The sequence below is a fragment of the Mesorhizobium sp. WSM4841 genome (assembly GCF_055811515.1).
The window spans coordinates 35477-42041 of sequence record NZ_JBVVQC010000018.1 but is presented as its reverse complement, the minus strand read 5'-3'; the positions used below and the strand labels follow the sequence as shown (position 1 = coordinate 42041).

General features: G+C 64.8%; 5 protein-coding genes. All 5 read left to right on the top strand.

The features are described from left to right. Window positions 1–291 precede the first annotated feature (291 nt). Entirely contained in the window at window positions 292–2775 is a 2484-nt protein-coding gene (gene ligD, locus AC0L14_RS20880; protein ID WP_473750594.1) for a DNA ligase D, read from the top strand. Window positions 2776–2864: 89 nt separating this feature from the next. Then, on the top strand, window positions 2865–3779 hold the full coding sequence (ku, locus tag AC0L14_RS20875) for a non-homologous end joining protein Ku (protein WP_473550895.1): 915 nt from the start codon (window positions 2865–2867) through the stop codon (window positions 3777–3779). Continuing rightward, window positions 3776–4870, top strand: a complete 1095-nt coding sequence (locus AC0L14_RS20870; protein ID WP_473750593.1) for a tetratricopeptide repeat protein — start codon at window positions 3776–3778, stop codon at window positions 4868–4870. The genes ku and AC0L14_RS20870 overlap by 4 nt, the downstream gene beginning before the upstream one ends. A 214-nt stretch (window positions 4871–5084) precedes the next feature. Beyond that, on the top strand, window positions 5085–5729 hold the full coding sequence (locus AC0L14_RS20865; protein WP_473750592.1) for an alpha/beta hydrolase family protein: 645 nt from the start codon (window positions 5085–5087) through the stop codon (window positions 5727–5729). 9 nt (window positions 5730–5738) lie between these two features. Then, a complete protein-coding gene (locus AC0L14_RS20860) occupies window positions 5739–6509 on the top strand; it encodes an exodeoxyribonuclease III (RefSeq protein ID WP_473750591.1) in 771 nt (256 codons plus the stop codon). The last annotated feature ends 56 nt before the right edge of the window (window positions 6510–6565 follow it).

Below are 6565 nucleotides of genomic sequence, written 5' to 3'. Positions count from 1 at the left end.
GCGAAGCGACGTCGCGGAGACCCTGGGATCCATGCCGTGACATCGGAGCGCCGCTGCGATCGAATTTTGATGCTGGCGGGACAGCGCCCCCCTCTGTCCTGCCGGACATCTCCCCCACATGGGGGGAGATCGGATGTCGCGACGCTTTCGCCAATCTCCGACGTTGCAAAGAGGGTGCCCACAGTGACACTGCCAATCTCCCCCCTCGTGGGGGAGATGTCCGGCAGGACAGAGGGGGGCGCGAAGGAATGAGACGCTGGTTCCTGGCTGCCGTGCGCTTCGGTCTTTGACATGCCAGCTCCTTCAAAACTCAAGGCCTATCGCGCCAAGCGCGAATTCAGCAAGACACCGGAACCCGTCGGCGGGCTGGTTGCCGGAGAAGGCAATCGCTTCGTCGTCCACAAGCATCACGCCACTGCCGACCACTACGACCTTCGCCTGCAGGTCGGCGACGTGCTGAAGAGCTGGGCTTTGCCTCGCGGCCCGTCGCTCAATCCCGCCGACAAGCGGCTGGCAGTCGAGACCGAGGACCATCCGCTCGAATATATCGACTTCGAAGGCGTTATTCCCGAGGGCGAATATGGCGGCGGGCCGATGATCGTCTGGGACACCGGCGTGTGGGCACCGATGGACGATGTCGAAAAGAGCCTGCGCACCGGTTCCTTCAAGTTCCGTCTCGCCGGCGAGAAGCTGAATGGCGGCTGGATGCTGACCAGGCTAAAAGCCAAGCCCGGCGACGACGAGAAGAAAAACTGGCTGCTGTTCAAGGAGCGCGATCTCGCCGCCGATCCAGGGCTCGACATCCTTGCCGAGCGGCCGGAAAGCGTCAAATCGGGACGGCGCATCGAGGAACTGGTCGAAGCGCCGAAGCCAGCCCCCAAACCTGCGAAACCGGTCGTGCTGAAGCCTGGCGCTTTGCCGGGCGCCGTCAAGGCGCCGCCGCCTTCCCGCATCGAGCCGCAACTGGCGACGACCGTGGCAAAGCCGCCGGGCGGCGATGACCCCGCGAGCCGCACGGGCGAAATCTGGCTGCACGAAATCAAGTTCGACGGCTATCGCACCATGGCGCATCTGGCTGAGGGCGAGGTGCGGCTGATCACACGCGCCGGCCTCGACTGGACCAGGCGCTATGGCGACCTGCCGCATGCCTTCGCCAGGCTGCCATGCCGTGAGGCTGTCATCGACGGCGAGATCGTCGTGCTCGACGCCAAGGGCATCAGCCGCTTCGCTCTTTTGCAGGAAGCGCTGGCCGAAGGCGCCGGCAACAAGCTCCACTTCTACGCCTTCGATCTGTTGCATCTCGACGGCTGGGACCTGAGAAAAGCGCCGCTCGGCCGGCGCAAGGCGCTGCTGTCGCAATTGCTGTCCGGCTTGGGCGCCAACTCCGCCATCCAGTTCTCGGACCACGTCGAAGGCGATGGCCAGGCGCTCTACGACCAGGCTTCCGAGATGGGGCTGGAAGGCGTCGTCTCCAAGCGCGCCACGGCAATCTACCAGAGCGGCCGCACCAAGACCTGGACCAAGGTCAAGGCGCTGAAGAACGGCGACTTCGTCATCGCCGGCTACACCGTCTCCAATGCAGCCGAGGGACTGGCCGCACTCGGCCTCGCCGAATTCGAGGATGGCGAACTGCACTATCGCGGCAAGGTCGGCACTGGTTTCGACGCCGCCACCGCCACCGACTTGCTGGCCCGGCTGGAGCCCTTGCGCGCCAGCGCGTCTGCGCCCGAAGGGGTTCCACGCGAGATCATGCGCGAAATGAACTGGGTCCGGCCGCTGCTTTCGGCCCATATCCACTATGCCAACCGCACGGCCGATAATGCGCTGCGCCATGCGGTGTTCCGCGGACTGCGCGACGTCGGCCTGTCGACGCCGGTGTCGGCCAAGCGCAAGCGGCTGATCGCCGAGGCCGACCTCGCCACGATCTGGGTGACCAACCCGACGCGGCGGCTGTTCGGCAAGACCGGACCGACCAAGCTCGACATCGCCGTCTACTATGCGCTGGTCGGCGATTTCATGCTGCCGCATATTTTGGGCCGCCCGGTGTCGCTGGTGCGCTGCCCGACAGGCAAGCCGCAGGACTGCTTCTTCCAGCGCCATGCCTTCACCGGCATGCCGTCATCGGTGGCGACCTTCGAGGCGACCAATTCCGAGGGCGAGACCAAATCCTATTTGTCGGTCGAGGACGCCAAGGGCTATCTGGCGCTGGCGCAGTTCGGCGTCGTCGAGTTCCACACCTGGGGCACCCATCGCACGCGGCTCGACAAACCCGACCTGATCGTCTTCGACCTCGATCCCGGCGAGGGGGTTAGCTGGCGCGAGGTGGTCGAAGCCGCAGTGCATATCCGCGGCGAGCTCGAGGCTCTGAGGCTGGTGCCGTTCGCGAAAACCTCGGGCGGCAAGGGCATCCACATATCAGTGCCGGTGACGCAAAAACAGAACTGGAAGAAGCTGCACCAGGCGACCAGCGCCATTTCCTCGGCGTTGGCCGCCACCGCGCCCGACACCTTCACCACCACCATGGGTAAGGACAACCGCAAGCGGCGCATCTTCATCGATTATCACCGCAATGCGCGCGGCCACACCTCGGCCGCACCTTACTCGCTGCGCGCCCGCACCAACCTGCCGGCCTCGACGCCGGTGAGCTGGTCCGATCTGGAATCCATCGACGCTCCGGAAGATTTGAATTATTCTTCGCTGCCGGGCCTTCTGGCCACCTCCGGCGACCCCTGGGCCGACATGGAAGATTTCGCTAGGGATTTGCCGGTATTGTGAGGGCGATGTAGGTTTTGCGCAGCGCCGTTCGTCCTTTGGACGAAGCGCTGCGAACAGTTCGACAGTGCACGGCCGCGTAGGAGAGTTTCATGGCGCCCAGGGCAAGTTGGAAAGGTTACCTCAAGCTCAGTCTCGTCAGCTGTCCGGTCCGGCTGTATCCGGCGACGAGCGCGAGCGAGCGCATCAGCTTCAACCAGCTGCACAAGGACACCCACAACCGCATCAACATGAAGCCGGTCGACCCCGAACTCGGGCTGGTCGAGCGCTCGGATCTGGTCAAGGGCTACGAATACGAGGACAAGCAGTACATTATCATCGACGATGCCGACCTCGAGGCGGTGCGCATCGAATCCAACCACACGATGAATATCGAAGCCTTTGTCGACGAGCATTCGGTCGACGTCATCTATCAGGACGCGCCGTACTACCTGGCGCCAGATGGCGCCATGGCCGAGGAGACTTTCGCGGTGCTGCGCGAAGCCATGCGCAAGTCCGGCAAGCTGGCGATCGCGCGGCTGGTGCTGTCCAGCCGCGAGCGCGTGGTGACGATCGGCGCTCGCAAGAACGGCATGTTCGTCTGCACCTTGAGGAACCCGAACGAAGTGCGCGGCACGGCTGAATATTTCGGCAACATCCCGGCCGGCAAGCCCGACCCGGAAATGCTGCAGCTCGCCGAAGCGCTGATCAAGCAGAAGGAAACCACCTTCGACCCGAAGAACTATGAGGACCGCTATGAGATCGCGCTGATGGCGATGATCCGCGAGAAGCTCAAGGGTCACAAGCCGATCATCGCCGCCGCCCCCGAGCGCGGCAACGTGATCAATCTGATGGATGCGCTGAAGGCCAGCCTGTCGCAATCGGCCAAGCCGCCGGCCAAGAGCAAGAGCAAGGCCGATGAAGGGGCGAAGCCTGCGGCGAAATCCGCCAAGGCCGGCGCCGGCGCGGCCAAGGAAAATCCGCTTAAGGCCAATTTGCTGAAGGCCGTCGGCAAGAGCAAGGCGTGACGGCTCTCGCCGGCACCGTCTTCGGCACCATCGGCGCGCTGGCGGCGTTCCCGCTCAGGCTGGCCGCGCGCGAGGTCGAACGCCAGCACGGCCAATTGAGGCGCGGCGTTAACAGGCGCACCAGCCATGTCGTGTTCGGCCGCTTGTATCTCGCCAAGGCCGGGGATGCCGAGATCGAGCGCCGCGTCGCCGCCGAGCGCGCGACCGGCCGAAAGCTGATCAGCGAAAACGGTTTTTTGCGCCTGCTCGGGCTGATGAAGGCGCCGGAGGCTTCGGCGCTGCCCAGGCAGTCGCTCATTGACCAGTCGCGGCTTGCCGCCGCCGATCTCGATCTGTTGTCGCTGTTCGATGCCTTCGAGCATGATGGCGAGCCCTATTCGTTTCGCGACCTGATCCTGGCCCGCAAATATGCCGGGCTGATTGCCGGCGGCGCCTCATGGGGGGCGATCGCGCGCTCGGTGCATCGCTGCGGACCGGTCGCCTCGCTGACCGCCAAGTCGCTCAATGTCGGCTCGCAGCATGGGCGCGCCGATGCGATCTATCTCGAGGGCGGCCAGAGCGAACTCGACGGCCAGCTGCTGTTCGATCTGGGAACGCCTGACGATGACACGCTGGAAGAACTGTTCGCCGACGCTGAAGCCGCGGAAGAGGCTAAACACCACGAGCAGGCGGCCGCACTCTACCAGCGCTGTCTGGCCATCGAACCGACCGACGCCATCGCCGCCTTCAACCGCGCCAACTGCCTGCGCGCCGCTGGACGCGCGGCCGAAGCGGCGCACGACTATGCCCGCGCCATCAAATGTGACCCCGGCTTTGTCGAGGCCTGGTTCAATTTGGCCGGGCTGATGACCGAGCAGGGCCGCGACGCCTCGGCGCGCCGGCATCTGCAAAAGGCGATCGCGCTCGATGCCAATTATGCCGATGCGCTGTTCAACCTTGCCCGGCTCGAATTCGACGCCGGCAACCTCGCCGAGGCGCGGCGGAACTGGTCGCGCTATCTCGAGCTCGACGCCAGCTCCGAATGGGCGCGCATGGCGGCCAAGGGTATTCAGTTCGTCGATTTGCAACTGGCGCGGATGTCGGCGGGGTGAGGGCTCGTATGGTCGCGCTTGAACACCCCCCTCTGTCCTGCCGGCCATCTCCCCCGCAAGGGGGGAGATTAAGCGCTCAGCCGCTTTCGTCATTTCTCAAACGTTGCAAAGCGAGCGGGGCGCCAGAACTGCCGATCTCCTCCCTTGCGGGGGAGATGTCCGGCAGGACAGAGGGGGGTGGGACGGAACGCGGCCTCCATGAGCGGGCCGCCCCATGACCACATTCCTCTTCGACGGCCCCGAAACCGCCGCCATCACCATCCTGCTTGCGCATGGCGCCGGGGCGCCGATGGACTCGGCGTCGATGAATGCCACGGCAAAAGCGCTGGCCGAAGCCGGGTTCCGCGTTGCGCGCTTTGAATTCCACTACATGGCGGCCCGCCGCTACGGTCATCGCAAGCCGCCGCCGCGCGCCGAGACGGTGAATCCCGAATACATCAAGGCGATCGCCGACCTCAGGGCGAAGGGCGTGAAGGGGCCGCTCATCATCGGCGGCAAGTCGATGGGCGGACGCGTTGCCTCGATGATTGCCGACGAGATGTATTCGAAGGGCGAGATTTCAGGGCTGCTTTGCCTCGGCTATCCCTTCCATCCGCCGGCGAAACCGACGCAGCTTCGGACAAAACACCTTGCCGATCTCAGGACGCCGACATTGATCTTCCAGGGCACACGCGACGAGTTCGGCACCAGGGACGAGGTCGCGACCTACGATCTTTCCGACCGCATCGAAATCCTCTGGCTGGAGGATGGCGACCACGATTTGAAGCCGCGCAGGAGCATCTCCGGCTTCTCCACTGCCGATCATCTGAAGACACTCGCTGATGCGGTGAAGGCGTGGACCGAGCGCATTGTGCGCTGAAGCAGGCCGATGAAGATCGCCACCTTCAATGTCAACAACATCAACGGCCGGCTGCAGAACCTGCTGGCCTGGCTGACTGTCGCCAAGCCCGACATCGTCTGCCTGCAGGAGCTGAAGGCGAGGCAGACGCAGTTTCCGCGCACAGCACTTGCGGCGGCCGGCTATGGCGCGGTGTGGGTGGGGCAGCCGACCTGGAACGGCGTCGCCATACTCGGGCGGGGTTCAGAACCCGTTCTGACCCGCGAGGCGCTGCCCGGCGACGGCAGCGACAGCCAGGCCCGCTACATCGAGGCGGCGGTCAACGGCATCGTCGTCGCCTGCCTCTATGCGCCGAACGGCAACCCGCAGCCCGGTCCGAAATTCCAGTACAAGCTGGCCTGGCACGAGCGCCTTAACGCGCATGCGGCGGAACTGTTCGACACCGGGCTGCCGGTGGTGCTGGCCGGCGACTACAACATCGTGCCCGAGCCGCGCGACATCTACCCGACCCGCTCCTATGACGATAACGCGCTGGTGCAGCCGGAAAGCCGCGCCGCCTTCGCAGCGCTGCTCGACCAGGGCTGGACCGATGCGCTGCGCAAGAAGCACCCGAAGGAGACGCTCTACACATTCTGGGATTATCGCCGCAACCGCTGGCAGCGCGACGCCGGCCTGCGTCTCGATCATATATTGCTCTCAAAGAAGCTGGCGCGCCGGCTGATCGGGGCAGGCATCGACCGCGACGTGCGCGGCCACACCGGCGCCAGCGACCATGCGCCGGTGTGGGTGGAATTGCGGTGAGGGCGGAGAGCCAATCTCCCCCCTTGCTGGGCAGGGCAATCGCATTTGGATTCTTA

Excerpts from the sequence above, each read along its gene's own strand:
- ligD (WP_473750594.1), top strand. The coding sequence starts at position 292 with ATGCCAGCTCCTTCAAAACTCAAGGCCTATCGCGCCAAGCGCGAATTC.
- ku (WP_473550895.1), top strand. The coding sequence starts at position 2,865 with ATGGCGCCCAGGGCAAGTTGGAAAGGTTACCTCAAGCTCAGTCTCGTC.
- AC0L14_RS20860 (WP_473750591.1), top strand. The coding sequence starts at position 5,739 with ATGAAGATCGCCACCTTCAATGTCAACAACATCAACGGCCGGCTGCAG.
- AC0L14_RS20865 (WP_473750592.1), top strand. The coding sequence starts at position 5,085 with ATGACCACATTCCTCTTCGACGGCCCCGAAACCGCCGCCATCACCATC.